Genomic DNA, 25,711 nt, shown 5'->3' with positions numbered 1-25,711 from the left:
CAAGCATCTTTCGCACCCGTGGGATTGTCGTCATGACTGTTGCAGCGCCCCGTATCCGCATGCTGATCGATGGCCAGTTCGTTGAATCGGCCACTTCCCACTGGCAGGACGTGATCAATCCGGCCACTCAGGACGTGCTGGCCAAGGTGCCGTTCGCCACCACCGGCGAAGTGGACGCCGCCGTCGCCGCCGCCAAGGAAGCCTTCAAGACCTGGCGCAAGACCCCTATCGGTACCCGCGCGCGCATCTTCCTGAAGTACCAGCAGCTGATCCGCGAGAACATGAGCGAGCTGGCCCACATCCTCACCGCCGAACAGGGCAAGACCCTGCCGGACGCCGAAGGCGATGTGTTCCGCGGCCTGGAAGTGGTCGAGCACGCCGCCGCCATCGGCAACCTGCAGCTGGGCGAGCTGGCCAACAACGTGGCCAATGGCGTGGATACCTACACGATCATGCAGCCGCTGGGCGTGTGCGCCGGCATCACCCCCTTCAACTTCCCGGCGATGATCCCGCTGTGGATGTTCCCGATGGCCATTGCCACCGGCAACACCTTCATCCTCAAGCCGTCCGAGCAGGACCCGATGGTCACCATGCGCCTGGTCGAGCTGGCGCTGGAAGCGGGCATTCCGAAGGGCGTGCTGAACGTCGTCCACGGTGGCGAGGAAGTGGTCAACGCGATCTGCGACCACCCGGACATCAAGGCCGTGTCGTTCGTCGGTTCCACCCGCGTCGGTACCCACGTCTACAACCGCGCCTCGCTGGCCGGCAAGCGCGTGCAGTGCATGATGGGCGCCAAGAACCACGCCGTGGTGCTGCCGGACGCCAACAAGGAACAGACCCTCAACGCGATGGTCGGCGCCGCCTTTGGTGCGGCCGGCCAGCGCTGCATGGCTGCCTCCACCCTGGTGCTGGTCGGTGAAGCGCGCAACTGGGTGCAGGACCTGGTGGCCAAGGCCCAGACCCTGAAGGTCAGCGCCGGCACCGTGTCCGGCACCGACGTCGGCCCGGTCATTTCCTGCAGCGCCCGCGAGCGCGTGGAAGGCCTGATCGCCTCGGGCGTGGAGCAGGGCGCCAAGCTGGTACTGGATGGCCGCAAGCCGCAGGTGGATGGCTTCGAGAAGGGCAACTTCGTCGGCCCGACCATCTTTGCCGGTGTCACCACCGACATGCGCATCTACCAGGAAGAAATCTTCGGGCCGGTGCTGGTCATCCTCGAAGCGGAAACGCTGGAAGACGCCATCGCGATGGTCAACAGCAACCCGAACGGCAACGGCACCGCCCTGTTCACCCAGTCCGGCGCGGCCGCACGCAAGTTCCAGGAAGACATCGACGTCGGCCAGGTCGGCATCAACGTGCCGATCCCGGTGCCGGTGCCGCTGTTCTCGTTCACCGGCTCGCGCGCGTCCAAGCTGGGTGACCTGGGTCCGTACGGCAAGCAGGTGGTGCTGTTCTACACCCAGACCAAGACGGTCACCGCGCGCTGGTTCGATGACGAAACGCTGAGCCATGGCGTCAACACCACGATCAGCCTGAAGTAACGGCAGGAGCAGCCATGAGCCACTCGATGACGACGGAACTGGAAGAAGCACAGCAGGCGTACCGCGAGGCGGCGCGCGACTTCGCACAGGCCGAACTGGCGCCGCACGCCGCGCGATGGGATGCGGAGGGCATCTTTCCGCGCGAGGCGATCGCCAAGGCAGGTGAACTGGGCTTCTGCGGTCTGTACATGGACCCGGAGGTGGGCGGCAGCGGTCTGAGCCGACTGGACGCCGCCGTCGTCATCGAGGAGCTCGCCAACGTCGATCCGTCGACCGCGGCGTACATCAGCATCCACAACATGGCCTCGTGGATGGTGTCCAAGTGGGGCCAGCCGGCGCTGCGCGATGCGTGGGGCCAGGATCTGGCCGCCGGCCTCAAGCTGGCCTCGTACTGCCTGACCGAACCCGGTGCCGGTTCCGATGCGGCCTCGCTGAAGACCACGGCCGTGCGCGACGGTGACTTCTATGTGCTGAACGGCTCGAAAGCCTTCATTTCCGGCGCCGGTGCCACTGAACTGCTGGTGGTGATGGCGCGTACCGGCGGTGCCGGTGCCGGCGGTGTCAGCGCGATTGCGGTGCCGTCGGACCTGCCGGGCATCAGCTTCGGCCGCAAGGAAGAAAAGATGGGCTGGAACAGCCAGCCCACCCGCGGCATCACCTTCGAGAACGTCCGCGTGCCGGTCAGCCACCTTCTGGGAGAGGAAGGCGGCGGCTTCAAGCTGGCGATGAAGGGGCTCGATGGCGGCCGCATCAACATCGCCGCCTGCTCGCTGGGCGCCGCGCAGGGTGCGCTGGATGCCGCGCGCCGCTACATGGGCGAGCGCCGCCAGTTCGGCAAGGCGTTGGCCGAATTCCAGGCGCTGCAGTTCAAGCTGGCCGACATGGTCACCCAGCTGGTGGCCGCACGGCAGATGGTGCACACCGCCGCGCGCAAGCTCGATGCCGGTGCCAGCGACGCCAACGTGTGGTGCGCGATGGCCAAGCGCTTCGCCACCGATGCCGGTTTCAACATCTGCAACGAAGCGCTGCAGATCCACGGTGGCTACGGCTACATCCGCGAATATCCGATCGAGCGCCTGCTGCGTGACTGCCGCGTGCACCAGATCCTGGAAGGCACCAACGAGATCATGCGGGTGATCGTTGCCCGTCACCTACTCAACACCGAAGAGGAACTGCGATGAAGGATTGGCGTACCCAGGAGCACGTGGGCCTGAAGGTGGAGGTCGATGGCCACACCGCCGTGGTCACCCTGAACAACCCGCCGGCGCACACCTGGACCGTGCACAGCCTGTCAGCGCTGCGCGACCTGGTCGGCGCGCTCAACGCAGACCGCGACATCTACGCGCTGGTGATCACCGGCGACGGCGAGAAGTTCTTCTCCGCCGGTGCCGACCTCAACCAGTTCGCCTCCGGTGACAAGGCCGCTGCACGTGAAGCCGCGCGCCGTTTCGGTGAAGCCTTCGAAGCGCTGTCCGGTTTCCGTGGTGTGTCGATCGCCGCGATCAACGGCTACGCCATGGGCGGTGGCCTGGAATGCGCACTGGCCTGCGACCTGCGCATCATCGAAGACCACGCCCAGGTCGCGCTGCCGGAGGCCACCGTCGGCCTGTTGCCGTGCGCCGGTGGCACCCAGAACCTGCCGCGCCTGGTCGGTGAGGGCTGGGCCAAGCGCATGATCCTGCTGGGCGAGCGCATCAATGCCGAGACCGCACTGCGCATTGGCCTGGCCGAAGAAAAGGTCGGCAAGGGCGAATCCAAGGCACTGGCCCTGGAATGGGCGAAGAAGGCCGGCAAGCAGAGCCCGACCAGCATCGCCGCCTGCAAGACCCTGGTGCAGTCCACCCGCACCGGCACCCACGCCTCGGCGCTGGTGGCCGAGCGCGAAGCCTTCGTCGACCTGTTCGATACCGCTGATCAGGTCGAGGGCGTGACCGCCTTCCTGGAAAAGCGCGCCGCGCAGTGGAAGAACGCATGAGCACCGACACCGCTGCCGACGACGCACCGGTGTTGTTCGAAGAGCGCGTGGCCGGTAACGGCACGCGCATCGGCATCGCCACGCTCAACGCGCCGCGCACGCTCAATGGTTTCTCGCTGCCGATGGCGCACCTGTTGCTGAAGCAGCTGAATGCCTGGGCCGATGACGACGGCATCGCCATGGTGGTGCTGCAGGGTGCCGGTGAGAAGGCGTTCTGCGCCGGCGGCGACCTGCACAGCCTGTACAAGAGCATGGTCGCGTTCCGCGAGGCCGGCCGCAGCGACATCCGCGAGAACGACTACGCCGCCGAGTTCTTCGACGTCGAGTACCGCGTCGATTACCTCATCCACACCTACGCAAAGCCGATCCTGTGCTGGGGCCATGGCATCGTGATGGGCGGTGGCATCGGCCTGATGTCCGGCGCCAGCCACCGCGTGGTCAGCGAGCGCTCCAAGCTGGCCTTCCCGGAAATCACTGTTGGCCTGTTCCCCGATGTCGGTGGCAGCTGGCTGCTGCCGCGCGTGCCGGGCAAGGGCGGCCTGTTCCTGGCCCTGACCGGCGCACTGCTCAATCCAGGCGATGCCATCTACGCCGGCCTGGCCGATGTGCACGTGGCTGAAGAGCGCCGCAGTGCAGTGTTCGATGCGCTGCTGCAGGTGGCCTGGTCCAGTGATGCCGCACACAACCACGAACGCCTGACCCATCTGCTGCAGTCGCATGCCAGTGATGCTGCGACCGGTCCGCTGCTGGCCAATGCAGCGCAGGTCGAGGTGCTCTGCGAAGGCGATGACCTGCAGACCATCGTGGCGCGCATTGCCGGTCTGCAGACCGACGATGCCTGGTTGCAGGCAGCACAGAAGACCCTCGCCGCCGGTGCACCGGGTTCGGCACGGCTGTCGTACGAGCTGCAGCGCCGAAGTGCCGATCAGGACCTGGCCGCGATCTACCGCCTGGAATACGTCGTCGCCCTGCATTGCGCCGCCCACGGTGATTTCGCCGAAGGCATCCGCGCGCTGCTGATCGACAAGGACCGCAATCCGCAGTGGAACCCGGCCACCCTGGCCGAGGCCACCGCCGCGTGGGCCGATACCTTCTTCGCTTCCCCCTGGGCCGATGCCGCGCATCCGCTGGCCGACCTGGGCACTCCCCTTGTTGAAAGGAGCCTTGCATGAGCCGCATTGCATTCATCGGGTTGGGCAACATGGGTGGCCCGATGGCCGCCAATCTGGTCAAGAACGGCCACACCGTGCGTGTTTTCGATCTGGTCCCGGCCGCGGTGCAGGCCGCCGTCGATGCCGGCGCGAGCGCAGCCGCATCGGCGCGCGAAACCCTTGCCGATGCCGAGGTGGTGATCTCGATGCTGCCGGCCAGCCGCCACGTCGAAGGCGTGTACCTGGGCGAGGACGGCATTCTTGCCGCGATTCCGGCGGGTGCACTGGTCATCGACTGCAGCACCATTGCCCCGGCCAGCGCGCGCAAGGTTTCGGAAGCCGCTGCCGCGCGTGGCCTGCAGATGATCGACGCGCCGGTATCGGGCGGTACCGCCGGTGCCCAGGCCGGCACCCTGACCTTCATCGTCGGTGGCGAAGAGGACGCGCTGGAACGCGCCCGCCCGGTGCTGCAGGCAATGGGCAAGAACATCTTCCATGTCGGCGCCAGCGGTGCCGGCCAGGTTGCCAAGCTGTGCAACAACATGGCGCTGGGCGTGATCATGGCGGTGACCGGCGAAGCCATCGCCCTCGGCGTGGCGCACGGCTTGGACCCGAAGGTGCTGTCGCAGATGATGGCGGTCAGCACCGGCCGCAGCTGGGCCACCGAAGTGTGCAACCCGTGGCCGGGTGTGCTGGAAAACGCCCCGGCCTCGCGCGGCTACAGCGGCGGCTTCGGCAGCGATCTGATGCTGAAGGACATGGGCCTGGCGGTGGAAGCGGCGATGAGCGTCGGCGCCTCGATCCCGCTGGGCGAAGTGGCCCGCAACCTGTACTCGATGAACCACCAGGCCGGCCGCGGCAAGCTGGATTTCTCCAGCGTCGTGCAGCTCATCACGAGCGAGAAATAAGGCTTGGGTAGGTAGAGCCGAGCCCATGCTCGGCTGCTTTTCCGCCGGATGTTCCAGCGCCGGACGGATCAGCCGAGCATGGGCTCGGCTCTACAGAAGCAAATGCGTCCCCGGCGCGCGCCGGGGCCCACCCGAGGTGGGATGGGCGGATGCCCGGTTTCGACCGGCATCCGCCCATTTTTTTGCCCTGCACGCGGGTAGTGCCGGCCGCTGGCCGGCATCACCGCATCAGGCAACGATCAGCGTCACGTCGATGTTGCCGCGGGTGGCATTCGAGTACGGGCACACGATGTGCGCCTTCTGCACCAGCTCTTCGACCTGCTCGCGCGGCACGCCCGGCACGTTGATGGTCAGCTCGGCCTCGATGCCGAAGCCGGTCGGGATCTGGCCGATGCCGACCTTGCCGGTCACGGTGGTGTCGGCCGGCAGCGCGACCTTGGCCTGGCCGGCCACGAACTTCAGCGCGCCCAGGAAGCAGGCCGAGTAGCCGGCTGCGAACAGCTGCTCCGGGTTGGTGCCCGGGCCACCGGCGCCGCCCAGCTCGCGCGGGGTCGACAGCTGGATGTCCAGCACGTTGTCGGAGGAGACGGAACGGCCTTCACGGCCGCCGGTGGAGGTGGCCTGGGCGGTGTACAGAACCTTTTCGATGGACATCGGGATGCTCCTGGTCGGTGGTGGGTGTTTCGTTGGAGCCTACTTTGCCCGGTTTCCGCGTACGTTGGGTTGCAAAGCGTACGAAAAACTTGATCGATCGTCCTGCGGGCCTAGATCGTCCATTCGCGGTCGGTGGTGAACATGATGGTCAGCCAGCGGTCCGGCGAGGCCTCGCCCAGCGCATCGCCGATCTCGTCGCGCAGCTGGTCCCATTCCACCAGCGGCCGCGGCGGGTCGTCCTCGCGGACCACGAAGAACAGCTCGATCTGCTCGCCGCGGCCCACCTGGGCCACGTAGCTGCGGTGCTCGACGAAGCCATGCTTGGCCACGATCGCGCGTGCCACGGCATCCACGTGCGCCTGCAGCTCCGGCGGGGTGACCAGCAGGATGCCGGCCAGCGCCCGGCGCACGGTACCGAGCGGGGCGATCATCACCAGCACGCAGACGAAGGCAAGGATGGCCGGGTCGATGTACGGCCCGATCCAGGCCCAGGACGTGCCCTGTACCAGCACGCCGCCAAGGAAGGCGACCATGTAGCAGGCCGACATGCTGGCCGCGATCACCCAGTTCTTGGCATCCAGCGCGATGAATTCAGAGCCGATACGGCGGTTGGCGCGCAGCACGAACCAGCCCAGCGCGCTCTCGGCCACCAGTGACAGGCCGGCGAAGATGATCGCCGGGCCCAGCGCGATGTGGCGGCCACCGGACATCAGCGCATCCACCGCATTGACCAGCGCATACAGTGCCGCGCCGATCATCAGCGTGCCGCTCACGCCCAGCACGATCGGCTCCAGGTGCCAGAAGCCCATGGTGAAGCGCTGATTGAGCCGCGACTGCAGGGCATCGGTCTGCGTGGACAGCGCTATCAACCGGGCCACCAGCAGCGACAGCCAGGTCATCACCACGTCGATCAGGCCGTAGATGCCATCGAAGATGATCAGCGAGGAATTGGCCAGCAGGCCAAACACCACCGCCGCAGCGGCCAGCAGCAGTGCGCCGGCGATCGACAGGCGCAGCACGCCCTGTTCGGTGGCGGGGTCGAAGAAATGCGGGTGGTCGGTGGCCATGGCCCGATTGTAGAGCGACGCCATGCTCCGCTGTCTTCTGCTGTCCGGCATCGTCGCAGAACGTCGAGGACATCGCCGAGACGCCCAGCGAGCGTGACCGCGAATGCGTCGCCCAGGGCGTGGCCAACATGAACATCGAATTCCTCGGCCGCATGCTGGATATGCAGCGCGACGATGCCGGTGACACGCAGGTCTACCGCGTGAGTGGGCCGGTGTTCCTTGCCTCGGCCGGCCATATGGGTGCGATGTTCGATTACCAGCACGTGGCGCCGAAGGTACAGATTGATCTGCGCGACGCCCACCTGTGAGACCTGACCGCCGCGGCCGCGCTGGAACGCGCGCAGGAATAGCTGGCCGCACATGGGGCGAAGGTGACGGCGGTGGGGCTGAATGCTGCCAGCCAGACGTTGATCGAGCAGGTGGGCGGCGCGGGTAGCGGGCACTGAAGCGGCGGTGCTTCAATGCCCACGCCGGTTCTGGGGGCGGCTAATCCTCCAGAATTTTCCTGAATCGGCTTTTGAGTGCGGTAGCGCCATTACATATGGAGAGTCCATATGTGGCCAGCGCCTTGGCAGACTCGGTGTCAGCCTTTGCCTGCCACGAAAGGGCAGCGAGCAGGGCCCTGCCGACGCGCGTGATCGAACTGAAGTGTGCCGGCGTCGTGTCAGCCTGAATGGCCGCGACCGTCAGAGCTTCACAGATGGAATCGATGTCCTGGAACTTTGAGAAGAAGGGAAGGGCACTCCCTGACAATAGAGCATCCACCTCAGTCCTGAGCAGATCAGCGTCCTTTTCAACGGCTATCCAATGGTCGCTTTTCCCTGTGGGAGCGGCCCTGCATCTCACATCGCAGTCGGTTTCGTTGAGATTCGTGGTCCGATCCATGCAACGCCCCGGGATGAAGCGGGCGAGCACACCGACATTGAGTGCGAATGCTTTGCCGTCGCTTCTGATCTGAGGTGAGAGCACATCGATGAAATTCTCGCGGCATCTCGTAAAGGTTGGTCCACTTCGGACAAATCCTGCGTCCTTCAAGGATGCGTAGACGATGCTCAGGGCGCGCTTTGTGATAGCGGTCATGAGGCGAGCATCAGGAGGGAGGATGATTGCAGACGAGGCCTCTCAGACTGGGCAAGCCGGTGCGAGGTAATGAGTGTATCGACTTGGCTGGGAGCGGTAACTGGCATTGACGTCAGTAGCTGTCGCTATCAACAAAAGTTGTTGTTTGGCCGTCGTTCCCTGGTTCGCAAAATCCCGAAAGACATCGGATCGCATGATGCAGATTGCAGCTTTTCTCATTGCCAATCTTCTGCGTATGGAAGCAGGCTGAAGACACGCGATTCTGCGTTCAAGGAAGCAGCATCCATGAAATCGAATTTTTCGGTGTCATTCAAATGTCTGTTGGCTTTTGCGCTTGCGCTTGGTTCGACGACATGGCCGGGAGTGATGGCGTTGGACCGCCTTGCGGTTGCCGTCGATCGGACCACGCGCTACAGCGCCGGAACTGACGAAGCGAACGAAGTCGTTCGATGGCTGGACGCACGCAAGGATGTCCACCAGCGGACGCTTGCACTTGGGACACTGACCATTCGCCATCGCTGTAGGGGGGAGCGGGATTCACCTCGGACGCCAGCCATCCGCGCCCTTTTCCATCATGGTGCTCCCGGAGAGAAGATCACTATTACCAACGATCTTCCAGGATGCGCACGCGAGAAGTGGACGTTCGCATGGACCGGAGATGGCCAGGACGCCTACTGGAAGCAGACCGCCTATGGATGGCGGGTACTGACCACTTAGGGAAAGCTCCGGACGGACTCATCTGTCGTCAAAGCGTCGACGCGATCAAACCGGATCGACTACACCTCGAGGCCGACTACCTCGAAGCGTGGGCACGCTCCGGGGCGCAAGACCTCGCATTTGCGACAATCCCCGACGCACCTCAACCAACGCCCTCGTCGGCCTCAAGCCGACGAGGGGTGAGCAAGGCAATGGCACTCACGGGCCAGTTGGCCCGCTCTCTTACGCCATCATGGCCCGCGGACCGTGCTGCTGGGTCTGCTGGTCGATCTTCTGCTGCTCGCGCTGCTGATCGCTCACCTGCAACGCCCGCTCGCTGTTCTCCTGCACGCTCTGGCGCATCGCGTCAGCGGTCGATACCGGCGCGGTATTGCGGTTCAACGCGCTTTCGTCATGCAGCGCATTGGCCTGCACCGCGCGCGCCATCGAGCCATCCTGGTTCAGCTCAACGCGATCAACCCGGTACAGGCCGGCACGCGCAGCTTCCACGGTGAGGGCAGCGGCCAGCTTCTCGCTGTGCTCGCCGGAGGGCAGGCCACGCGCTTCCTCGGCGAACTTCACATGCACCAGGGTCTCGGTGTACAGCCAGTTCTGCGGGCTGCGCGGGTCGGACATCGGGTACACCGTCTCGCGTGCAGGCTCGGCCGCTGCCTGCTGTTCCGGGGTGTTGCCCTGCGCCTGCGCGCGCTGCTGCACTTCATTGGCCAGCGCCTGGCGGGTTTCCGCATCGGCAATGCCGGTCGCAGGCAGGCCATGCTGCTGCTGGAAAGCATTGATCGCATGGCGGCTGCCACCGCCCAGATAGCCATCGCTGCCGATGGCCTGGCCCTTGGCGTCGGTCAGCCCCAGCGCGGCCAGGCTGCCCTGGAGTTCGCGCGCGTCGCGGTCGATCGCGGCCAGCGTGGCTGGCCCGGCCTTGCCGTCCACCGGGTCCAGATTATGCGCGCGCTGGAAGTCTTCCACCGCCTTGCGGGTGGTGGCATCGAAGCGCCGGTCCGGATTCAGTGTCTGCTGGCCGTCAGCACTGGCATAGCCCAGCGTGACCAGGTTGCTTTCCAGCTTCAGCACGTCACGGCCGCTGGACCCTTCCTTCAACGTCTGCGAACCGGCCTGCTGGCGCGGTGCGCCGATCTGGTCCAGCGCCACCTTGATGTCCGAATCGTTGTGCTCACCGGCGGGCGAGTAGTCGCGGCTGCTGACCTTGGCGTGGGCACGGTCCATCGCCTCTTTGTTGCTGGCGTAGGCGTCTTCGTAGCGCACGGCGATGTCGCCGGCCTTGGGCGCGTCGAAGTACTGGTACGTCTCGCGGATCTGCCCGGCCTTCGCGCGCAGCGCCTCGTAGTCACCGCCTTCTTCCAGCACCTTCTGCAGCTTGGGCAGTTGGCTGGGCAACTGGTTGGCGGTCTTGGCGATCAGGCTGATCGCTTCGAACCGGTTCTCCTCAGCGATGTTGCTGCCGTGCGTGTCCACCATCGTCATGCCGATCCGGGTGGCGTTGCGCACCTGCGGGTAGTCGATGTTGGCGTGGATCCACTGCTTGCCCTCGGCCGAACCGGCCCAGGCATTGATGCTGTCGCGCGTGTGGGTATCGATGAACTGGATCGAGCTGCGCCCGCTGAGCCCATTTCCGTGGCTGAGCAGGTCGCGGCGCAGGTCGGCATGGTCCTGGGTGAAGGGCAGGTTGTGCGCCTTGGCGTAGGCGCTGGCCTGATCGATCACCGCGTCGACATAGGTCGTCTCGCCCGGCTTCAGGGCATGGCCGTCGATGGCACCCAGCGCCCATTCGCCACGCTGGCCGAAGTCGACCTGGATCGCGCCCAGGCTGTAACCGCTGTTCTGCGCGACCTTGTTCACCGTACCCCAGTGCGGTTCGGTCACGCCCTGGGTGATGCCGGCGATGGCCAGGTGGTAGGAGGCGGGGCCACCTTCGGTGCCTCGGCCGACGGCGAAATACACCGCGCCGGAGGTGGCGTCGAGATCGTGGGTATCGATGTTGGTTGGCATGTCTTACATCCTTGTTCAGTCAGAGGGTCCGCCCCTCCTGGGTCAGTCCAGCAGCTGGAGATACTTCTGCAGCTGGTCGGCACGCGCGCTCAGGCGCATCACATCGTTCAGCTCGCCCTGCAGGTTGCCGGGCTGCGAATCGTCGTACAGCGCGGTATCCAGTTCGCCATCGCGGCTGCGCGACTGCAGCCACGCGCGCTGGGCATTGACCAGCTTGGTCTTCTTCGCGCCACTCAGCTTTGCCTGCAGCTGACGGTACGCCAGGTTCAGGCGCTGGTCCTGACGGGCGCTTTCCGAGGTCAGGCAGGCGGCCTGCTCGACAGCACCCTGCGCCTTGTCCCGGCAGGTGGTGAAGGTCGGGCTCAGCCCGCTGGCAGCCGGTGCTGCGGTTGCCGTGCCGACGGCCAGGGCGGCAATCGCCAGCGCGGCGGCGAGGGTCCTGCTCATGCGCTTGTGCTGCATCATCTGCTCCACACGTCCAATCCATTGCGAGCGCTGGACTATAGCGGCGTCACTATTTCGTCGTCGTCAACGATTCACGACAAATGTGACCGGTTGCCCTATAGGCCGGACTTCAGCGGCGGCATCGGTGCAACATGAATCCAGTCAGGTACCGGGGCGGAAGGCTGCCTTAGGATGGCCCGCGTGATGGGGACCGATGGACGGCCCCGCTTGGGCCGGCACCCGCCGGCTGCACGCCAGGGAGACGCACGTGAGTGAAGCAATGGCACCCCGCAAGGGCAATGTAACGAAGCACGCTGGCCGCCGGCACTGGGTGGCGCTGGGTCTGTGTGCGGTACTGGCCGCCTGCCAGGCCCCTTCTTCCCCCGCATCGGCCGAATCCACCGCCGCTGCGTCAGCGCCGGCCGCGCTGGCGCCGGCAGGCGGCGCGCCCACCGGTTACCCCGACAGCTCCTACAGCGAAGGCCGCCTGCGGCCCGCTTACGGGTGGTGCGTGGATGGCGTGGAAGACGCAGGCAAGCTGCAGGCCTGCGGCGAGGATGAACTGGCCTACCAGCAGGCGCGCCTGCAGGAGGGCACCGCCAAGGCGGTGGCCGGACTCGACGCGGCTGCCACATCTGCATTCCGCGCCGGCGAGGCGGCCTGGCGCAGCGATACCGACCGTCATTGCGTCGCAGCGGCCGATGCCGGCGTGGATGCGCTGCAGAGGGCGCAGGAATGCCGCCTGTTCCGCATGGCCAATCGTGCCGATGCGTTGCTGGCACAGAGCGCTCCTCCCGACACCTCCCATGCGAAGGCGTCGTTGCGCGATGAATACACCCGCTGCGTGCAGGACGCCCGCGGCATGGACGACCAGCTTGAAGCGTGCGACGCCGCCGAGTTTGCCTATCAGAAGCAGCAGCTGGAGGCGCAGGTAGCGCGTCTGATGGCGAGCCCGGACAGTCCGGCCAAGGACCGCTGGATGGACGAGCAGGCCAACTGGGTTGAAGACACCGACAAGCGCTGCGCGCCTGCCAGTGACCATGTGGGGGCGATGCTGGACGCACAGTCGTGCCGCATCAACCGGTACGCCAACCGCGCCATCGAACTGCAGGGGCGCGTGCTGGCCCGCTGAGCCAGCGCTGTCCGCGCCCGGTCACTCTCCAAGGACAAGGAACTGAGCCATGCCTACCCATATCGATACCCGCAATCTTGATGCCACCGCCGGGGCAGTGTTCTTCGCCGTCGGCCGCGGCACGGAAGGCGGTGGGTCGTCGTACCATCTCTCCATTGCCGGCATCACCAAGGGCCTGCATGAGCCGAAGTGGGGCACCGTCGGCGCGGTGGCCGAGAACAGCGGCTATTCGCTGGGCACCATCCAGGTCGACTTCGGCCAGCGCGGTACGTGGCCGCTGGGCGCGACAGAGCGCCGCACGCTGAAGCCAGGCGAGAAGACCTACGTCGATGCCGTGATCGACCAGGCCAGTGCCTATGCCAGCGCACACGGCTTGCCGTTCACCCACGATCGCGCCGATCTGCGTGCGGACCTGCTGAGCCATGGGGATGGACGGGAGAAACGGCCGTCCATCCGTTTCATCGATGCGCCCACCCGCGACAGCATCAATGCCTGGGCCGGCTCGCCGGAAGGCAAGCAGTGGATCCACACGCACATCGACTACCCGCAGGTACGCAACGCCACGCACATTGCGATGAACATGCTGGAAAAGCATGGCAGCGGCATTGCCGAAGACAAGCGCTTCGAGGCCATCGCGTTGATTGCCAAGACGGCCAACCAGCTGCCGGGCCGGCTGGATGATCTGGAAGCTGTGCTCAAGCGCGGCGGGGATTACCAGGACCTGCGCGACCAGGCCGCCGCGATCCGCCACAGCAGGAAGTTCTATGCCGGGCTGACCGCCGCCGACGTCGCTGCCGGGTATGAAGACGCCTACGCGAGCAACAAAGAGGCGATGGACCGGGCGCATCTGAAGGTGGGGCGCCGCGATTTCGCACCTGCCACCGAAGGCAGTGACCCGGACATCCGGGTGGCGCTGCAACAGGCGCGAGCGCATGGACACGGTGGCGGTGGTCCGCAGGTGCTGAAGGAAGGCTCCAGTGGCCGCGCGGTGGAAAAGCTGGAGCACAACCTGCACGCGCTGGGTTATGGCGGGACGGGGGCGCAGGCCATCCATCCCGACCGCCAGTTCGATGCCACCACCCGGCAGGCCGTCGAGGCCTTTCAGCGTGACCATGGCCTGACCCCGGTGGATGGCAAGGCCGGGCCGGCCACATTGAGCGCGATCGACCGCGAAGCACGCGCGCTGCAGGCTGACATGGCGGCACTGGGGCTGACCGATGCGCGGGGCAAGCTGATTACCCCCGACGGTTACCTGGGGGCGGGGAGCCAGCACGCCATCAATACCTTCCAGCAGCAGCACCATCTGCCGGCCACCGGCATGGCCGACGCATCCACGCGCCGCGCGATCGATGCCGAAGCCGCACAGCATCGCCCTGCAACGCCATCACCGGCTGCACCCGCTGCACCCGCTGCACCCGCTGCACCTGCCGCACCCGCAGCGGCACCTGCGCCCGAGCGCCGCAGCGGACCTGCCGCCGCTGCACCCGGCGGCGAGCGCATCACGGTGGTGGAGCCCTACGGCAATGGCGGCAGCAACCGCACCCTGCGTCACGGCATCAGTGGTGAAGAGGCGTTCCGCGAACTGAAGATCCACCACCCCAACACCAACGCGGCCGCCGTGCGCGCGGGCGACGCCAGCAGGGTCGACCGTACCGCCGAAAAGGTCGAGGGCGAGCTGGAGGCGGTGCGCAGACGCGAAGACCGCAACGGCATTCCGCTGGTGCAGAAGGACCTGATCCTGACCGATCGGTCAGGCGGGCGCAGCCTGATGGTTCCCAGTCCGGTGGCCGGCTACGTCAAGCTCAACGACGACGACACCAATTCCATCAGCATCTACAGCCATCCGGTCGGCGATGCGCGTCGCGAGCTGGTGGGCCAGGTGCTGCACGGCGCGCGCGGGTCCATTCCGTACAAGACCGGGGATTTCGTCGAGTACGGCGCACCTTTGGTGCGGCAGTCGGATGTTGGGTCGCCGGGCGCGATACACGCGCACATCGAAGTCGAGCCGGACCAGTATCGGCGCTATCTGGGGGACATTCTCAACGACCGCATCACTCTGGGCGGCAAGGTGCAGGCACAGGGCCCTGAAGCCGCGCAGGCCGCACGCGACGCGCAGCAGGCACCGATGGCCGATGGCATGCTGGTGAAGGGCGAGCGCGGTGACGAGGTCAAGGCCCTGCAGGGCAAGCTGGCGGCGCTGGGCTATACCGCCGCCGACGGCACCGCGCTGGGCACCGATGGCATCTTCGGCAAGGACACGCTGGCGGCGCTGAAGCAGTTCCAGGCCAACAACGGCCTGGACGATGACGGCAAGGCGGGCCGTCTCACCCTGGCCCGCCTGGCAGATCCGGCCGCGCTGAAGGCCGGTGCGCAGACCGCCGCCGGCCCGGTACACACCGAACCGGCCGCGCCGCCAGCACCTGCAGCACCGGCCAGCATGCGCGACCCCGGGCATGCCGAAAACCCGCGTTTCGCCCAGGCACTGGAGAAGCTGCAGGGGTTGGAACAGCAGCGCGTGCAGGCGGGGCTGTCCCCCTTGTTCGCCAACCCGCAGGAAGCCGAGCGTGCGGCCGGCCAGCTGGCCTACGAGAGCAAGGTGGCCGGCATGCGCCAGATCGACCATGTGGTGGCACGCCCGGATGGCACCGGCCTGTTCGCGGTGCAGGGCACGCCGGGTGATCCGGCGGCGCAGCGCATCTTCGTCGATCGCCAGCAGGCGGTCTCGCAGTCGGTCGAGGCCAGTACCCGGCAGAGCGCGGAACTGGAGACCCAGTTCAACGCGCAGGCGCAGGACGCGCAGCAGGAGCAGGTGAAGGGGCGCGTGCAGTAGGGCGGGCCGCGGCGTTCCCCGCAGGGCGGGTGCACCGGCCCCGGGGGGCGCCCGCCGCCATTCAGCCGGTCGGTGTAAACTATTGATCTCACTGGCAATGCCAGTCTCCACGATCAATACCCCGATGACGTCCGCCACCGCCCGTTACGCCGATTCCCTGCGCCTTTCCGTTGCCCCGATGATGGACTGGACGGATCGCCATTGCCGCGTGTTCCATCGCGTGCTGGCGCCGGGCGCACGCCTGTACACGGAAATGGTGCACGCCAATGCGGTCATCCACGGCGACCGCGAGCGCCTGCTCGGCTTCGATGCCAGCGAACAGCCGCTGGCGCTGCAGCTCGGTGGCAGCGATCCGGCGCTGCTGGCACAGGCCGCGCGCATCGCCGCCGAGTGGGGTTACGACGAGGTCAACCTCAACTGCGGCTGCCCGTCCGACCGCGTGCAGGCTGGCCGTTTCGGCGCCTGCCTGATGCGCGAGCCGGTGCTGGTGGCCGAGTGCGTGGCGGCCATGGTCGATGCGGTTGATATCCCGGTGACGGTGAAGTGCCGCCTGGGCGTGGACGAGGACAACGACTACGACGTATTTGCCGCCTTCGTCGACCGCCAGGTTGTCGCCGGTGCGGCAATGGTGGTGGTGCACGCCCGCAATGCCTGGCTGAAGGGCCTGTCGCCGAAGGAGAACCGCGAGGTTCCGCCGTTGAAGTACGACTGGGCCTACCGGCTGAAGCAGGAGCGCCCGGCACTGCCGGTGGTGCTCAATGGCGGCCTGGCCAGCATCGAGGCGGTGCAGGCGCAGGCCGCGCACGTCGATGGCGTGATGCTGGGCCGCGCGGCCTACCACGACCCCTACCTGCTGCATCAGCTGGAGGCGCTGCACACCGGCGCCCCGCTGCAGGCCCGTGGTGACCTGCTGCGCGCGCTGCGCCCCTACATCGAGGCGCGTCTGGGCGAAGGCCTGGCGCTGAAGCACATCACCCGCCACCTGCTCGGCCTGTTCCACGGCCAGCCCGGCGGCCGCGCATTCCGTCAGGTGCTGAGCGAGGGCGCACACCGCCCGGGCGCCGACTGGAGCCTGGTCGAACAGGCCCTGGCGGTCACCGAACGCGAAGCTGATCGCGCCGCAGCGTGACCGCAGTCACATTCCTGACTTGACAAGCAGCGGCGATTCGTCCCGAATGTTCACTTAGCTGAACAACCCGGACGCTGGACCGGAAAAGTTCAGACCGGATTCACTGCCCCAAACCAAGAATTTGCAAAGGATTTGTAAAACACCGGGCCCCGAACCCGGCACCCGGATTTACGACTTTTGAACGAATCGCCGTGCTCGGCTAGGATCGCATCGATGTCTTCCGCTCCCTTCCATTGCCGCATTGCCCTGGCCACCTGCGTGGTGCTGTCGGCTGTGCCGGTGTCATCGGCGCTGGCGCAACAGCCGCCGCGTGGCGATCAGGGGCGTGCAGAGATGATGGAGCGGGGCGAGCGCGGCAACCGCGGCGACGAACGTTCGCTGTCCGATGCCGTGCGCCGCGTGCAGCGCAGCACCGGAGGCCACATCCTCGGCGCCGAGCGCGTTCCGTTCGACGGTCGTGACATCAACCGGGTGAAGTACATGGACGATCGGGGCCGGGTCCGCTACATGGACGACCCCGCCCCGTCGCGTTCACAGCCGCGCACGCCGCGGTCGGATATGTCATCACTACGCGGCGATAACCCCTGAACAGGGATAGTTGTCGCTATCAACCCGTACCCCACAGGCCTCCGGGCCACACCCAGGACACTAGGGAGAGTTCATGCGTATCCTTCTGGTCGAAGACGAAGCCCCGCTGCGTGAGACCCTGGCAGCCCGGCTCAAGCGCGAAGGCTTTGCCGTCGATGCTGCGCAGGACGGCGAGGAAGGCCTCTACATGGGGCGCGAAGTCCCGTTCGATGTCGGCATCATCGACCTTGGCCTGCCCAAGATGTCGGGCATGGAGCTGATCAAGGCCCTGCGTGATGAAGGCAAGAAGTTCCCGGTGCTGATCCTGACCGCGCGTTCGAGCTGGCAGGACAAGGTCGAGGGCCTGAAGCAGGGCGCCGACGACTACCTGGTCAAGCCGTTCCACGTCGAAGAGCTGCTGGCCCGCGTCAACGCGCTGTTGCGGCGCGCCGCTGGCTGGAGCAAGCCGACGCTGGAATGCGGCCCGGTTGCCCTGGACCTGGCTGCGCAGACCGTCAGCGTCGCCGGCAGCAATGTCGACCTGACCAGCTACGAGTACAAGGTGCTGGAGTACCTGATGATGCACGCCGGTGAACTGGTCTCCAAGGCCGACCTCACCGAGCACATCTACCAGCAGGACTTCGACCGCGACTCGAACGTGCTGGAGGTCTTCATCGGCCGCCTGCGCAAGAAGCTGGACCCGGATGGCGAGCTGAAGCCGATCGAGACCGTGCGCGGCCGCGGCTACCGTTTCGCGATCCCGCGCAACGAGGGCTGAGCCGGCTCACCCTGGCGATTACACGATGTCCGGCCGTCTGTGGTTCTTCCGACGCTGGCGGCCGCGCTCACTGCAGGCGCGCCAGATGTTCGCCGCGTCCGTGGGCCTGGTCGCGTTCCTGGCGCTGGCCGGTTACGCGCTCGACGCCGCCTTCGCCGATACGGCGAAGGCGAACCTGCGTGAGCGCCTGAAGAACTACGCCACCGCCTACGCGGCCGGCATCGACTTCACCCGCGACCGCTCGCTGTACATCCGCGAGCAGCCGCCGGATTCGCGCTTCGACGTGCCGGGCAGTGGCCTGTACCTGCAGGTAGTGATGCCGCACGGCAAGGGCAATTCGATGTCCGCCGAAGGCCCGATGCTGCCCACCGTCGGCGGCGGCCTGCTGGCACCGCGCCAGGAAGTGTTCGAAGGTCCGCTGCCGATGATCCAGATCGATGGCAGCCAGGGCTCGGTGTACCGCTATGGCCTGGGCCTGGTGTGGGATGCCGACGCCGATCCTGCCACCGAATTCCCGTACACCATCTATGTGATGGAAGACTCGCGCGCGCTGGGTGCGCAGCTGCGGGTGTTCCGCAGCCGGGTCTGGTTCTACCTGGGTGGCATTGGCCTGATCCTGCTGCTGCTGCAGACCGTCATCCTGCAGTGGAGCCTGCGGCCGCTGCGTCGCGTGATCACCGAGCTGACCAAGGTGCAGCGCGGCGAAACCGAGCGCATGAGCGAGCGCCACCCGCGCGAGCTGGAGCCGCTGACCGACAGCATCAACGCCTTCATTGAAAGCGAGCGCGAGAACCTCGAGCGCCAGCGCAATACCCTGGCCGACCTGGCGCACAGCCTGAAGACGCCCATCGCCGTGCTGCGCACGCAGATGGACAGCGGTGCCGGCGATGGCGCCCTGCGCGAGGAGCTGGACGTGCAGCTGCAGCGCATGAACAACCTGGTCTCCTACCAGCTGGCACGTGCTGCATCGTCGGGCCACAAGCTGTTCTCCGCGCCGCTGCCGATTGAATCCAACGCCGAGGAGATCGTGCGCGGCCTGGAAAAGGTCTATGCCTCCAAGGGCGTGCTGTGCGAATTCGACATCGACCCGGCCGCGCGCTTCCACGGCGAACCGGGCGACCTGCAGGAACTGCTCGGCAACCTGCTGGAAAATGCCTTCAAGTGGGCCAACCGCCGCGTGTTGCTGACCGCGCAGCCGCTGCCGGCACCGAACGCGCGTCGCGCCGGCCTGCTGCTGGCGGTGGACGACGATGGCCCGGGCATTGCCCCGGACGACATCGGCAAGGTGCTGCAGCGTGGCGTGCGTGGTGACGAGCGCGTGCAGGGCCACGGCATCGGCCTGTCGATCGTGCAGGACCTGATCAAGGACTACCGCGGCGAACTGACCGTCGGCCGTTCCAGCGAACTGGGCGGCGCCCGCTTCGAAGTGCGTTTGCCGCCGGGGCCGTAGCCTTGTGTAGAGTCGAGCCATGCTCGACTGCTCCGTAAAAAGCAGCCGAGCATGGCTCGGCTCTACATAAGCTGCGGTAGTGAATCAGCCGACTATCGCCGGCGGCTCGCCATAGAACCGCCGCAGCTGCGCGGCCACTTCCGGCAACGCCTGCTGCAGCAGATCCGGCGCCGAGAAGTGATACTCGCTGGCCACCGCGAAGAACTCTTCCGGTGCTTCGGCCGCATACGGATCGATCAACGTTTCCCCGCCTGCGTCCACCTGTGCACAGAAGGCGTCGTAGGCGCGCTGGAAAATGCCCGCCCATTCGCGCTGCCATTCGCGCGGCAGTGGTGGCGTGCCGTCCATCGCACCATCCAGCGCATCCAGCTTGTGCACCATCTCGTGCACCGCCACGCAGTAGCCCTCGTGCGGCGTCGCCAGGTCGGCCTGCACATCGGCCCAGGACAGGATCAACGGACCGCTGTCCCACGACTCGCCAATCAGTTCGTCATCCCATTCGTGCAGTACGCCGGCTGCATCCATGTGGCTGCGGTGCAAGCGGAACGCATCGGGGTAGACGATCAGCTGCGACCAGCCTTCCAGGCCCACCTCGCCGAACTCCAGCAGCGGCAGGCAGCACAGCGCCGCCAGCAGCACGCCATCGCCGGCCTGCAGCTGCAACTCGCCGATCGGCGTGATGGTCTTCTCGTGCAGGAAACGCGTGGCCAGCACGCGCAGGCGTGCGCGGCGTTCGTCGTCCAGACCGCGCAGCCAGGCCGCGCGGCGGCAGGCGTCTTCCCAAAGTGCATCGTCAATCGGCCGCGGCGCAGGCCGCAGCCACCGCAGCAACGACTTGATCAGCGGAACATTCCCGGCAGGTAGCTGTGCCACTTCGGCGCGCGGATGCGCTGCAGCACGTCGTCGTCGCTGCCGCCGCCGCCGGTGCTGGTGGCACTGCTGGCGGCCGGGCGAACCGCAGCCGGCTTGGTGGTGGCCGCCGAGGCGGTCGCGGTCGGTGCGCGCTGTGAGGCGGCATCACCGTTGGACGACACGCAGGCGCCGCGGCTGTCGTCCAGCGCTGCTGTCGCAGACGCCGCGAAGGGCATCATCAGCAGGATCAGGCAATGGGCATAACGGCGCATTGACGACATCCACGTTAAGGGAAGGTGAGTTCCCGATTCTAGCCCGAACTCGCCGCCCCGTTGGAAGCCCCTGCGGAACCCAGCGTGGCGGGCGTCGCTGGCGGCTTTCCCGCATAATTCCTTTCTGACTTCGTGGAAGCTGCCGTGGACGATCGCCAATTGCTGGCCAAACTCGCTGCCGGTCGCCTGTCCGGCGACGCCCTGGCCCGTGAGCTGGGTCAGACCCGGGCGGCCATTTGGAAGCGTATTCAAGGACTTAGGGCCGCCGGTGTGGACATCGAGGGCCGCGCTGGCGAGGGCTACGGCCTGACCCGCCCGGTCGATCTGCTGGACCCGGACGCGATCCGCGCCTGCCTGCCTGCCGACGTCCAGGCCCTGCTGCACGACCTGCAGGTGGCTTGGACGGTGGACTCGACCAACGCCGAATTGCTGCGTTGCAGCGCGCCCCAGCGCGGGGTCAGTGTCCTGCTGGCCGAGCGCCAGACCGGCGGCCGCGGCCGCCGCGGCCGTACGTGGGCGTCGCCGCTGGCCGCGCATATCTACCTGTCGGTGCTGCGCCTGTTCTCCGGTGGCCTCGGCCGCCTGGCCGGGCTGAGCCTGGTGGCCGGCATCGCCGTGGCCGAAGCGCTGCACGACCTGGGCTACACCCAGGCGCAGCTGAAGTGGCCGAATGACCTGATTGTCGATGGCAAGCGCAAGCTGGTCGGCCTGCTCGCAGAAGGCGGTGGCGAATACGCCGGCCCGGCGCGCGCGGTGATCGGCATCGGCATCAACACGCACATGCCGCCGTCTTTCGCCGAACAGATCACCCAGCCGTGGGTGGACCTGGACACGCTGGCGGGCAAACCGGTGGACCGCAACGTGGTGGTCGCCGCCGTGCTGACGCGCCTGCTGCCGGCGCTGGAAGAATTCGATCGCGAAGGCCTGGCGCCGTTCCTGCCGCGCTATGCCGCGTTCGACATGCTGGCTGGCCGCGAAGTACGGGTGGAACTGGAAGGGCAGTGGCAGCATGGTACCGCGCTCGGCCTGGCCGATGACGGCGCCTTGCGCGTGCGCATCGATGGCCAGGAACGCCTGCTGCATGCCGGCGAAGTCAGCGTGAGGGCGGCATGAGCGATTGGTTGTTCGACCTCGGCAACTCGCGCTTCAAGTTCGCGCCGTTGCAGGGCGACCGTGCCGGTGACGTGCAGGCTTGGGCGCATGGCGCCGAAGGCATGGCCGGGCAGCCGCCGCACAGCCTGCCCAGCGGCACCACCGCGTTCGTGGCCAGCGTGGCGGCACCGTCGCTGACCAGCGCCATGCTGGACCAGCTGCAGCGCCGCTTCGAAAACGTGCACGTGGTGCGTACCAGCGCCGAATGCGCCGGTGTGCGCATTGCCTATGCCAAGCCGGAAAAGTTCGGCGTCGACCGCTTCCTGGCGCTGCTGGCCGCTGCCAAGGCGCAGCGCCCGGTGCTGGTGGTGGGCGTGGGCACCGCACTGACGATCGATCTGCTCGACGCCGACGGCCAGCACCACGGTGGCCGCATTTCCGCATCGCCCACCACCATGCGCGAAGCACTGCATGCCCGCGCGGTGCAGCTGCCGGCGACCGGCGGCGACTACAGCGAATTTGCCAATGACACCGCTGATGCGCTCGCCTCCGGCTGCGATGGTGCGGCCGTGGCACTGATCGAACGCAGCGCACAGCAGGCGCACACGCTGCTGGGCGTGGCACCGTCGCTGCTGGTGCATGGTGGCGGCGCACCGGCGCTGATGCCGTTGCTGCCCGGCGCGGATTACCACCCCTCGCTGGTGCTGGATGGCCTCGCCCGCTGGGCGGTGCACCAGCCCGCAGGCTAGTATCCGCGCATGCTGACCCGTGCCCTGATCGTCGTGCTGGCCATCCTCAATCTTGGCGTCGCCTGCTGGTGGCTGCTGCGCGATGCGCCGCAGAAGCCTGCGCCGCCGCCGCAACCGGCCGGCGTGGCCGAGCTGCGCTGGGTGCCCGGTGGCGTGGATGCCGCTGCGGCCGCCGAAGCCACGGCCGCCGCGCCGACCGCGCCGTTGACGGAGCGCGAGCCGGTGGAGAAGACGGCTGTGGCTGCCACGCCGGCGCCGGCCGTGCCGGCCAAGCCGGAATCTGCCAAGCCGCAGGTGGCTGAGGCTACGCCGATTGCTGCCGCTGCCAAGCCGGTAACACCGCCTGCACCCGTTCCGGCACCGGAAAAGCCCGTAACCCCGCCCGTGGCGGCCGAGCCGCCGCGCTGTGTCGCGCTGGGCCCGTTCGCCGACCGCGCCGCCGCTACCAGTGCGCAGGGCAAGGCCAGCACGCTGCTCAGCCAGGTGCGCCTGCGCGAACAGCCTGCTGCCAGCGGCAGTGCCCGTTTCCGGGTGATGCTGCCGGCCGCCGCCAACCGCGAAGAAGCCCAGGCCACGGTGAAGCGCATCGTCGCCGCCGGCCTGAGCGACTACTACATCATCAGCCAGGGCGAGGACATCAACGCCGTGGCGCTGGGCCAGTACCGCAACCGCGAAGGCGCCGAGCGGCGCATGGCGGCGGTGCAGGCCGCCGGCTTCCAGCCGCGCCTGGTCGCCAGCGGCGACGCCGGGCAGTGGTGGCTGGAAGGGCAGCTGGCGGCGGGCACGTCGCCGGCCCAGGCCCAACAGCGCAGCGGGGCGGCACAGAGCCGGTCGCTGGAATGCACGCGGTTGCGCTAGAATCCCCTGACCGCGGCGCTGCCGCCGGTGATCCACCCATGCCGCTTTAGCTCAGTTGGTAGAGCAACTGTCTTGTAAACAGTAGGTCATCCGTTCGATTCGGATAAGCGGCACCACATGGGAAGCGCCGAAACGCCTTGAAAATAGGGGTTTCAATAGAAAAGGCCAGCGCGGGGCGCTGGCCTTTTTACCTCTACCGGGAAAATTGCCGGGAAAATTAGCGACTCTTTTTTGGCTTCACGGCTGCTTTGACCACCGGCACAGAGTGGTCGTACAGCTGCCGCGTGGCCTTGATCACCTGGCCACCGGATGCCTTGTCCTCGCTATCGGTAGCGCTACGCGAGAGGCGGTGGCCATCGGAGGGCAAAGCCCTGGTACTGCTGCTCCGTGTACTTGATTGCATCCCTTGCCTCATCTGGGAGGGTATGCGCTACCTCTGTTGCCGCAAGGAGAGCAAGCCATGCAAAAACGGCCGCATGGCTTACCAACTCCTGCATGCCTTCGTTCTGAGAGTGCCATCCCATCGGCAGATGCATTCCATCGGAGCCCCGAAACCTGGCGCCGCCATACATACCGACCACGTTCACTCCACCATGGACGATGCCGTTCCATTGGTTCCAGTCAGCCTGGACTGACTCGACTAGCCTCCCCCGAGGTTCGAACGCGTATGCATGGTCAACGATTTCCGCGAGTTCGCCTGCAGACAGCTTCGTCTTCTTCGAACCGAACTTCCCGCGCATCGGCGCTCGCTGTGGCATGAGGTCTTTCGTGCGGAAATATTGGATCTCGTCATCAGTAGCGGGCTTGGCAAAGAACGCTCCACGCAACAGTGTCTCGGTCAGCGATCTGTAGAGCGATACGGCACCGAACTGGCCCAACTCTGGCTCGGTCGCCAGAAGGTGGCTGAAGGCCCACGCCTGATCCATGGCCGCAAGCAGCAGTGGAACGGCAGTACGCCCTCTATCGTGCGCATGAAACGTGACTTCTGCCAAAGCGCTGCGGGCCAAGGTGATGAGGCGCCGTGCTTGGTGCGCACATTCTTTGAGTTCTTCTCTGGGCATCGCGCTAGGCGCGGTTGCTCGCTGTTGCGCCACGATGCGAGCGATTGCGTCGGCCAACGAAGTCATTAATTCCCCCCCGGTCGATCTACAGAATACCGGCAGCGGGCTCGCAGACGAATTAGTCTCAGTGCCAGACCTGCGTGCCTTATGGAATGCCTCTTCTGCATTGCCCGTAGCAGCGCTAATCCCTGACCCTACACGGCGTTCATTGACACTGCTAGTTATTGGCGGGCCTACCGCTTCCTGTGCGCGTTCCTGACGATGGGATACTCCCGCACGCGATGTTGGAAAGTGTAGCCTGTAGGCTACACTCAACGAAGCTGAAGGGAAATTTTCTGGTCGGAGGCGACAAGGGTTCACAGCAGCGCGATATAGAGAAGGCGAGGGAAATGGCGCGCGCCCTGTGAGCATCGAACTGGCTGTCCGCGAAACGACTCAATACCGAAGTTCCGGAGGTGTCCCATCATGGCCATCAAGAGAAAAGTCGAACTCAAAGCATTTGATGTGGCCGAGCACCTTCGAACGCCGAAGGAAATGGCCGCCTATCTTGACGCCTGCATCGAAGAATGCGACGGCGATTCTGCATTCATCGCCAAGGCGCTCGGCGATATCGCCCGCGCTCAGGGGATGAGCAAGGTCGCACGGGCGGCGGGCTTGTCGCGGGAGAGCCTGTATCGCGCACTGTCGGGCGAGCGCAGCCCGGATTTCGCGACCATCCTGAAGGTGACCCGTGCCCTGGGTGTGCGCCTGCATGCCAGCGCTGCGTGAGCGTACGTGCGGACCTTGATGCGTTGGCACGTCGCTGGATGTAAAGCGCACGGAAAAGCATGAAAAAACCGCCTTTCGGCGGTTTTTTCGTCCCAAGCCGGTGAGTCAACTCAATGACGCGGCAAAGGAGGAGTCGTTTGGCCATTCTGGCTCGATGCAGCTTGTGTGCCACGCGGCGCATTGATGCATCACGCGTCTGCCGTTGCCAGATCAAGGCATTCGGCGCGAACAGGTTCAATCAAACCGGATGATGCGGATCAACCCCTTTGTCGATGATCCGTCTCCGAAGGCGGCCACCCTGCCACAGGGGAATACCTCTTTCGCACCGTCGTAGTTGATGAATGAGATCGTGCAGTGTGCCCGCGTTCCTGGCGTGATCCGGGTGATGCCGCGGTCATTCAAGACGAAGCCGTACCACATAAGTTCAGGGCTTATCGAAAGCGCCATGGGGCGCGCGGTGGAGGCGATCATCTCGGCAACAGCGCCGCCGCGCGAATCCACTTCGTCCAGCCGAAGCTCAACGAGAACAGGCTTCAGGTTTGGATAGGGTGTGCTCATTCCAGCTGCGGCTCTTCTTGATTCGATAGCCGGCGAAGTGACGTTGTGAAACTGTGCATTGGGGATCTCAATGTGCT

Annotated in this window: 26 protein-coding genes and 1 tRNA gene; 18 read left to right on the top strand and 9 right to left on the bottom strand. The window is 66.2% G+C overall.

From position 1 onward, the window contains the following. Nucleotides 1-32 precede the first annotated feature (32 nt). The 5 genes from HLA98_RS14770 to mmsB are packed head-to-tail and all read left to right on the top strand — an operon-like array spanning nt 33 to nt 5,572. The gene (locus HLA98_RS14770) at nt 33-1,538 is read left to right on the top strand and encodes a CoA-acylating methylmalonate-semialdehyde dehydrogenase (RefSeq protein WP_057500041.1); all 1,506 of its coding nucleotides are present in this window, start codon (nt 33-35) and stop codon (nt 1,536-1,538) included. Nucleotides 1,539-1,564: 26 nt separating this feature from the next. Further along, on the top strand, nt 1,565-2,719 hold the full coding sequence (locus HLA98_RS14765; protein ID WP_435369326.1) for an acyl-CoA dehydrogenase family protein: 1,155 nt from the start codon (nt 1,565-1,567) through the stop codon (nt 2,717-2,719). Then, nucleotides 2,716-3,513 (top strand): enoyl-CoA hydratase, encoded by a 798-nt coding sequence (locus HLA98_RS14760; RefSeq protein WP_049449380.1) that lies wholly within the window; start codon nt 2,716-2,718, stop codon nt 3,511-3,513. Before HLA98_RS14765 ends, HLA98_RS14760 begins: the two co-directional genes overlap by 4 nt. Then, entirely contained in the window at nt 3,510-4,685 is a 1,176-nt protein-coding gene (locus HLA98_RS14755; RefSeq protein WP_057500039.1) for an enoyl-CoA hydratase/isomerase family protein, read from the top strand. The genes HLA98_RS14760 and HLA98_RS14755 overlap by 4 nt, the downstream gene beginning before the upstream one ends. After that, on the top strand, nt 4,682-5,572 hold the full coding sequence (mmsB, locus tag HLA98_RS14750) for a 3-hydroxyisobutyrate dehydrogenase (protein WP_057500038.1): 891 nt from the start codon (nt 4,682-4,684) through the stop codon (nt 5,570-5,572). Before HLA98_RS14755 ends, mmsB begins: the two co-directional genes overlap by 4 nt. 228 nt (nt 5,573-5,800) lie before the next feature. Here the strand turns inward: mmsB and HLA98_RS14745 are convergent, their stop codons facing one another. Together HLA98_RS14745 and HLA98_RS14740 are read right to left on the bottom strand one after the other, a co-directional pair. Continuing rightward, complete coding sequence (locus HLA98_RS14745; protein WP_004153735.1) at nt 5,801-6,226, bottom strand: organic hydroperoxide resistance protein; 426 nt, start codon at nt 6,224-6,226, stop codon at nt 5,801-5,803. A gap of 110 nt (nt 6,227-6,336) precedes the next feature. Further along, a complete protein-coding gene (locus HLA98_RS14740) occupies nt 6,337-7,317 on the bottom strand; it encodes a cation diffusion facilitator family transporter (protein WP_057500037.1) in 981 nt (326 codons plus the stop codon). Nucleotides 7,318-7,421: 104 nt separating this feature from the next. On the opposite strand from HLA98_RS14740, the gene HLA98_RS21470 reads away from it, so the two are divergent. After that, nucleotides 7,422-7,601 (top strand): hypothetical protein, encoded by a 180-nt coding sequence (locus HLA98_RS21470; protein ID WP_057500061.1) that lies wholly within the window; start codon nt 7,422-7,424, stop codon nt 7,599-7,601. Between the two features lie 178 nt (nt 7,602-7,779). Here HLA98_RS21470 and HLA98_RS14730 read toward each other — a convergent pair whose 3' ends face one another. Then, nucleotides 7,780-8,373: a DUF4304 domain-containing protein gene (locus tag HLA98_RS14730; protein WP_057500036.1), complete on the bottom strand. Its 594-nt coding sequence runs from the start codon at nt 8,371-8,373 to the stop codon at nt 7,780-7,782. A 69-nt stretch (nt 8,374-8,442) separates the two neighbouring features. Between HLA98_RS14730 and HLA98_RS14725 the strand changes: the two genes are divergently transcribed. Further along, nucleotides 8,443-9,090 carry a hypothetical protein gene (locus HLA98_RS14725; protein ID WP_129550591.1) on the top strand — a complete coding sequence of 216 codons (648 nt, stop codon included), beginning with the start codon at nt 8,443-8,445 and terminating at the stop codon, nt 9,088-9,090. Nucleotides 9,091-9,312: 222 nt separating this feature from the next. Here HLA98_RS14725 and HLA98_RS14720 read toward each other — a convergent pair whose 3' ends face one another. Continuing rightward, the gene (locus HLA98_RS14720; protein ID WP_057500035.1) at nt 9,313-11,094 is read right to left on the bottom strand and encodes a peptidoglycan-binding domain-containing protein; all 1,782 of its coding nucleotides are present in this window, start codon (nt 11,092-11,094) and stop codon (nt 9,313-9,315) included. A 42-nt stretch (nt 11,095-11,136) separates the two neighbouring features. Beyond that, nucleotides 11,137-11,541, bottom strand: coding sequence for a lysozyme inhibitor LprI family protein (locus HLA98_RS14715; protein ID WP_232015484.1), 405 nt, complete (start codon nt 11,539-11,541; stop codon nt 11,137-11,139). Nucleotides 11,542-11,806: 265 nt separating this feature from the next. Between HLA98_RS14715 and HLA98_RS21400 the strand changes: the two genes are divergently transcribed. The 6 genes from HLA98_RS21400 to HLA98_RS14685 all read left to right on the top strand — a co-directional run bounded on the left by HLA98_RS21400 (nt 11,807) and on the right by HLA98_RS14685 (nt 19,424). Then, nucleotides 11,807-12,670 carry a lysozyme inhibitor LprI family protein gene (locus tag HLA98_RS21400; RefSeq protein WP_160320752.1) on the top strand — a complete coding sequence of 288 codons (864 nt, stop codon included), beginning with the start codon at nt 11,807-11,809 and terminating at the stop codon, nt 12,668-12,670. A gap of 49 nt (nt 12,671-12,719) precedes the next feature. Next, nucleotides 12,720-15,500 (top strand): peptidoglycan-binding domain-containing protein, encoded by a 2,781-nt coding sequence (locus HLA98_RS14705; RefSeq protein WP_080392857.1) that lies wholly within the window; start codon nt 12,720-12,722, stop codon nt 15,498-15,500. Between the two features lie 97 nt (nt 15,501-15,597). Then, a complete protein-coding gene (gene dusA / locus HLA98_RS14700) occupies nt 15,598-16,629 on the top strand; it encodes a tRNA dihydrouridine(20/20a) synthase DusA (protein WP_057500032.1) in 1,032 nt (343 codons plus the stop codon). Nucleotides 16,630-16,842: 213 nt separating this feature from the next. Next, complete coding sequence (locus tag HLA98_RS14695) at nt 16,843-17,217, top strand: hypothetical protein (protein ID WP_049448207.1); 375 nt, start codon at nt 16,843-16,845, stop codon at nt 17,215-17,217. 73 nt (nt 17,218-17,290) lie between these two features. Next, nucleotides 17,291-17,974 carry a response regulator transcription factor gene (locus HLA98_RS14690; RefSeq protein WP_004136763.1) on the top strand — a complete coding sequence of 228 codons (684 nt, stop codon included), beginning with the start codon at nt 17,291-17,293 and terminating at the stop codon, nt 17,972-17,974. Nucleotides 17,975-17,999: 25 nt separating this feature from the next. Then, nucleotides 18,000-19,424, top strand: a complete 1,425-nt coding sequence (locus HLA98_RS14685) for an ATP-binding protein (protein WP_049448209.1) — start codon at nt 18,000-18,002, stop codon at nt 19,422-19,424. An 84-nt stretch (nt 19,425-19,508) separates the two neighbouring features. Here HLA98_RS14685 and HLA98_RS14680 read toward each other — a convergent pair whose 3' ends face one another. After that, nucleotides 19,509-20,297 carry a M90 family metallopeptidase gene (locus HLA98_RS14680; protein ID WP_165284679.1) on the bottom strand — a complete coding sequence of 263 codons (789 nt, stop codon included), beginning with the start codon at nt 20,295-20,297 and terminating at the stop codon, nt 19,509-19,511. Continuing rightward, nucleotides 20,264-20,548, bottom strand: coding sequence for a hypothetical protein (locus HLA98_RS14675; RefSeq protein ID WP_014035646.1), 285 nt, complete (start codon nt 20,546-20,548; stop codon nt 20,264-20,266). The genes HLA98_RS14680 and HLA98_RS14675 overlap by 34 nt, the downstream gene beginning before the upstream one ends. Before the next feature lie 144 nt (nt 20,549-20,692). On the opposite strand from HLA98_RS14675, the gene birA reads away from it, so the two are divergent. The 4 genes from birA (at nt 20,693) to HLA98_RS14655 (ending at nt 23,363) form a co-directional block, all read left to right on the top strand. Next, entirely contained in the window at nt 20,693-21,661 is a 969-nt protein-coding gene (gene birA / locus HLA98_RS14670) for a bifunctional biotin--[acetyl-CoA-carboxylase] ligase/biotin operon repressor BirA (protein WP_057500030.1), read from the top strand. Continuing rightward, a complete protein-coding gene (locus HLA98_RS14665; protein ID WP_057500029.1) occupies nt 21,658-22,389 on the top strand; it encodes a type III pantothenate kinase in 732 nt (243 codons plus the stop codon). Before birA ends, HLA98_RS14665 begins: the two co-directional genes overlap by 4 nt. A 9-nt stretch (nt 22,390-22,398) precedes the next feature. Then, complete coding sequence (locus tag HLA98_RS14660; protein ID WP_057500028.1) at nt 22,399-23,247, top strand: SPOR domain-containing protein; 849 nt, start codon at nt 22,399-22,401, stop codon at nt 23,245-23,247. 40 nt (nt 23,248-23,287) lie between these two features. Further along, a tRNA-Thr gene (locus HLA98_RS14655) sits at nt 23,288-23,363 on the top strand. 219 nt (nt 23,364-23,582) lie between these two features. Here HLA98_RS14655 and HLA98_RS14650 read toward each other — a convergent pair. After that, the gene (locus HLA98_RS14650) at nt 23,583-24,374 is read right to left on the bottom strand and encodes a hypothetical protein (protein ID WP_129550590.1); all 792 of its coding nucleotides are present in this window, start codon (nt 24,372-24,374) and stop codon (nt 23,583-23,585) included. A gap of 399 nt (nt 24,375-24,773) precedes the next feature. On the opposite strand from HLA98_RS14650, the gene HLA98_RS14645 reads away from it, so the two are divergent. Then, nucleotides 24,774-25,076 carry an addiction module antidote protein gene (locus tag HLA98_RS14645; RefSeq protein WP_057500026.1) on the top strand — a complete coding sequence of 101 codons (303 nt, stop codon included), beginning with the start codon at nt 24,774-24,776 and terminating at the stop codon, nt 25,074-25,076. A gap of 234 nt (nt 25,077-25,310) precedes the next feature. Here HLA98_RS14645 and HLA98_RS14640 read toward each other — a convergent pair whose 3' ends face one another. Next, nucleotides 25,311-25,634 (bottom strand): hypothetical protein, encoded by a 324-nt coding sequence (locus tag HLA98_RS14640; RefSeq protein ID WP_057500025.1) that lies wholly within the window; start codon nt 25,632-25,634, stop codon nt 25,311-25,313. Between the last annotated feature and the right edge of the window lie 77 nt (nt 25,635-25,711).

Source organism: Stenotrophomonas africana, from assembly GCF_013004645.1.
GTDB lineage: Bacteria > Pseudomonadota > Gammaproteobacteria > Xanthomonadales > Xanthomonadaceae > Stenotrophomonas > Stenotrophomonas africana.
The sequence above is the reverse complement of the archived record's forward strand: the minus strand, read 5'-3'. Positions and strand labels throughout refer to the sequence as shown.

Coding starts and splice junctions, on each gene's coding strand:
- HLA98_RS14770 (WP_057500041.1), top strand. CDS start 33: ATGACTGTTGCAGCGCCCCGTATCCGCATGCTGATCGATGGCCAGTTC.
- HLA98_RS14765 (WP_435369326.1), top strand. CDS start 1,565: ATGACGACGGAACTGGAAGAAGCACAGCAGGCGTACCGCGAGGCGGCG.
- HLA98_RS14760 (WP_049449380.1), top strand. CDS start 2,716: ATGAAGGATTGGCGTACCCAGGAGCACGTGGGCCTGAAGGTGGAGGTC.
- HLA98_RS14755 (WP_057500039.1), top strand. CDS start 3,510: ATGAGCACCGACACCGCTGCCGACGACGCACCGGTGTTGTTCGAAGAG.
- mmsB (WP_057500038.1), top strand. CDS start 4,682: ATGAGCCGCATTGCATTCATCGGGTTGGGCAACATGGGTGGCCCGATG.
- HLA98_RS14745 (WP_004153735.1), bottom strand. CDS start 6,226: ATGTCCATCGAAAAGGTTCTGTACACCGCCCAGGCCACCTCCACCGGC.
- HLA98_RS14740 (WP_057500037.1), bottom strand. CDS start 7,317: ATGGCGTCGCTCTACAATCGGGCCATGGCCACCGACCACCCGCATTTC.
- HLA98_RS21470 (WP_057500061.1), top strand. CDS start 7,422: ATGAACATCGAATTCCTCGGCCGCATGCTGGATATGCAGCGCGACGAT.
- HLA98_RS14730 (WP_057500036.1), bottom strand. CDS start 8,373: ATGACCGCTATCACAAAGCGCGCCCTGAGCATCGTCTACGCATCCTTG.
- HLA98_RS14725 (WP_129550591.1), top strand. CDS start 8,443: ATGAGTGTATCGACTTGGCTGGGAGCGGTAACTGGCATTGACGTCAGT.
- HLA98_RS14720 (WP_057500035.1), bottom strand. CDS start 11,094: ATGCCAACCAACATCGATACCCACGATCTCGACGCCACCTCCGGCGCG.
- HLA98_RS14715 (WP_232015484.1), bottom strand. CDS start 11,541: ATGAGCAGGACCCTCGCCGCCGCGCTGGCGATTGCCGCCCTGGCCGTC.
- HLA98_RS14705 (WP_080392857.1), top strand. CDS start 12,720: ATGCCTACCCATATCGATACCCGCAATCTTGATGCCACCGCCGGGGCA.
- dusA (WP_057500032.1), top strand. CDS start 15,598: ATGCCAGTCTCCACGATCAATACCCCGATGACGTCCGCCACCGCCCGT.
- HLA98_RS14695 (WP_049448207.1), top strand. CDS start 16,843: ATGTCTTCCGCTCCCTTCCATTGCCGCATTGCCCTGGCCACCTGCGTG.
- HLA98_RS14690 (WP_004136763.1), top strand. CDS start 17,291: ATGCGTATCCTTCTGGTCGAAGACGAAGCCCCGCTGCGTGAGACCCTG.
- HLA98_RS14685 (WP_049448209.1), top strand. CDS start 18,000: ATGTCCGGCCGTCTGTGGTTCTTCCGACGCTGGCGGCCGCGCTCACTG.
- HLA98_RS14675 (WP_014035646.1), bottom strand. CDS start 20,548: ATGCGCCGTTATGCCCATTGCCTGATCCTGCTGATGATGCCCTTCGCG.
- HLA98_RS14665 (WP_057500029.1), top strand. CDS start 21,658: ATGAGCGATTGGTTGTTCGACCTCGGCAACTCGCGCTTCAAGTTCGCG.
- HLA98_RS14660 (WP_057500028.1), top strand. CDS start 22,399: ATGCTGACCCGTGCCCTGATCGTCGTGCTGGCCATCCTCAATCTTGGC.
- HLA98_RS14650 (WP_129550590.1), bottom strand. CDS start 24,374: ATGACTTCGTTGGCCGACGCAATCGCTCGCATCGTGGCGCAACAGCGA.
- HLA98_RS14645 (WP_057500026.1), top strand. CDS start 24,774: ATGGCCATCAAGAGAAAAGTCGAACTCAAAGCATTTGATGTGGCCGAG.
- HLA98_RS14640 (WP_057500025.1), bottom strand. CDS start 25,634: ATGAGCACACCCTATCCAAACCTGAAGCCTGTTCTCGTTGAGCTTCGG.